This is a genomic window from Streptomyces sp. UH6 (genome assembly GCF_013421635.1).
Lineage (GTDB): Bacteria > Actinomycetota > Actinomycetes > Streptomycetales > Streptomycetaceae > Streptomyces > Streptomyces abyssomicinicus.
This window is the reverse complement of the sequence record NZ_JACADT010000895.1, coordinates 1-2,350: the sequence shown is the minus strand read 5'-3', so window position 1 is coordinate 2,350 and position 2,350 is coordinate 1. Positions and strand designations below refer to the sequence as shown.

Annotated in this window: 1 protein-coding gene; it reads left to right on the top strand. The window is 73.5% G+C overall.

Annotated features, from left to right (window positions below):
• A partial coding sequence (locus HW445_RS27270) for an ATP-dependent Clp protease ATP-binding subunit (RefSeq protein ID WP_180223537.1) occupies positions 1-2,305 on the top strand: 2,305 nt, incomplete at its 5' end.
• Positions 2,306-2,350 lie beyond the last annotated feature (45 nt).

Genomic DNA, 2,350 nt, shown 5'->3' with positions numbered 1-2,350 from the left:
CTCGGTGGTGATGACGCCCGCGGTCAAACGCGCCCTGCTGGACGCCCACGAGCTGGCACGCAGCCGCGGCGACGGCTACATCGGCCCCGAGCACGTGCTGAGCGCGCTGGCCGAGAACCCCGACTCGGCGGCCGGGCACATCCTCAGCACGGCCCGTTTCGCCCCCACGCCCCCGCCGGAGGGCCAGGACCCGTCCTCCCCGGCGGGCCGGCGCGGACCGTCCGGGAGCACCGCGGTGGGCCGCCACCCCGAGCAGCCCACCCACGGCATGAACACGCCCCATCTGGACCAGTTCGGCCGCGACCTCACGGACCTGGCCCGTCAGGGCCGCATCGACCCGGTGATCGGCCGCGACGAGGAGATCGAGCAGACCGTCGAGGTGCTCTCGCGCCGCGGCAAGAACAACCCGGTGCTGATCGGCGACGCCGGCGTCGGCAAGACCGCGATCGTGGAGGGCCTGGCCCAGCGGATCGCGGACGACGACGTCCCCGACGTGCTCGCCGGACGCCGCGTGGTCGCCCTGGACCTGTCCGGGGTGCTGGCCGGCACCCGCTACCGCGGCGACTTCGAGGAGCGGCTCAACGGCATCATCGACGAGATCCGCGCGCACCCCAACGAGCTGGTCGTCTTCATCGACGAGCTGCACACGGTGGTCGGCGCGGGCGGCGGGGGCGAGGGCGGCGGGATGGACGCCGGCAACATCCTCAAGCCGGCCCTGGCCCGCGGCGAACTGCACGTGGTGGGAGCCACCACGCTGGAGGAGTACCGGCGGATCGAGAAGGACGCCGCGCTGGCCCGCCGCTTCCAGCCGGTCATGGTGCCGGAGCCCTCGGTCGCCGACGCGATCGAGATCCTGCGCGGCCTCGCCGACCGCTACGAGGCCCACCACCAGGTGCGGTACACCGACGAGGCGCTGGTGGCGGCCGTGGAGCTGTCCGACCGCTACCTCACCGAACGGTTCCTGCCGGACAAGGCGATCGACCTGATGGACCAGGCCGGAGCCCGGGTCCGGCTGCGCTCGCGCGGCCGGCGCACCGACGTGCGCGCGCTCCAGCGGGAGGCGGAGCAGCTGACCCGCGACAAGGACCAGGCGGTCGCCGCCGAGCAGTACGAGGAGGCGACGCGGCTGCGGGACCGGATCGAGGAGGTCCGCGGGCGCATCGAGACGGCGGGCCAGGACGAGCAGCCGGACGAGGGCCAGAACCTGGTGGTCACCGTGGAGTCGATCGCCGAGGTCGTCTCCCGGCAGACGGGCATCCCGGTGTCCAGCCTGACCGCCGAGGAGAAGGAGCGGCTGCTGCACCTGGAGCAGCATCTGCACGACCGGGTGGTGGGCCAGGACGAGGCCGTCAAGGCGGTGTCGGACGCCGTGCTGCGGGCCCGCGCAGGTCTGGCGGGCGCGGACCGGCCGATCGGCAGCTTCCTCTTCCTCGGCCCGACCGGCGTCGGCAAGACGGAGCTGGCCCGGGCCCTCGCCGAGGCGCTGTTCGGCAGCGAGGAGCGGATGGTCCGGATCGACATGAGCGAGTACCAGGAACGCCACACGGTGAGCCGTCTGGTGGGCGCGCCGCCCGGATACGTGGGGCACGAGGAGGCCGGCCAGCTCACCGAGGTGGTCCGGCGTCACCCGTACTCGCTGCTGCTGCTCGACGAGGTGGAGAAGGCGCATCCGGACGTCTTCAACATCCTGCTCCAGGTGCTGGACGACGGGCGGCTGACCGACTCCCAGGGCCGCACCGTGGACTTCACCAACACCGTGATCGTGATGACCAGCAACCTCGGCTCGGAGGCGATCGTCCGGGGCGGCGGGACGCTGGGTTTCACCGCCGCGGACGCGGCGGCGGACGAGGAGGCCCGCCGGGAGCAGGTGCTGCGCCCGCTGCGGCAGCACTTCCGGCCGGAGTTCCTCAACCGGATCGACGAGATCGTGGTGTTCCGCCGGCTGACCGACGTCCAGCTGCGGCAGATCACCGACCTGATGCTGGAGCGCACCCGGCGCCGGCTGCGCGCGCAGGACGTCACCGTGAAGTTCACCGACGAGGCGGTGGACTGGCTGGCGCGTCACGGCCACCAGCCGGAGTACGGCGCCCGCCCGCTGCGCCGCACCATCCAGCGTGAGGTGGACAACGAGCTGTCCCGGATGCTGCTGGACGGCCGGCTGTCCACGGGCGGCCGGGTGACGGTGGAGGTCGGCGCGGACGACCGGCCGGCCTTCCGTGTGGAGAGCGGCGGTTCGACCGCCTCCGCCGCGCGGGACGTCCCGCCGGAGGCGCCGTTCGGCGGCTCCGGCGGGACGGGGTCCTGACCCGGGCCCCGCGGGTGCGGTCCGTCAGATGGGGAGATCCTCGTG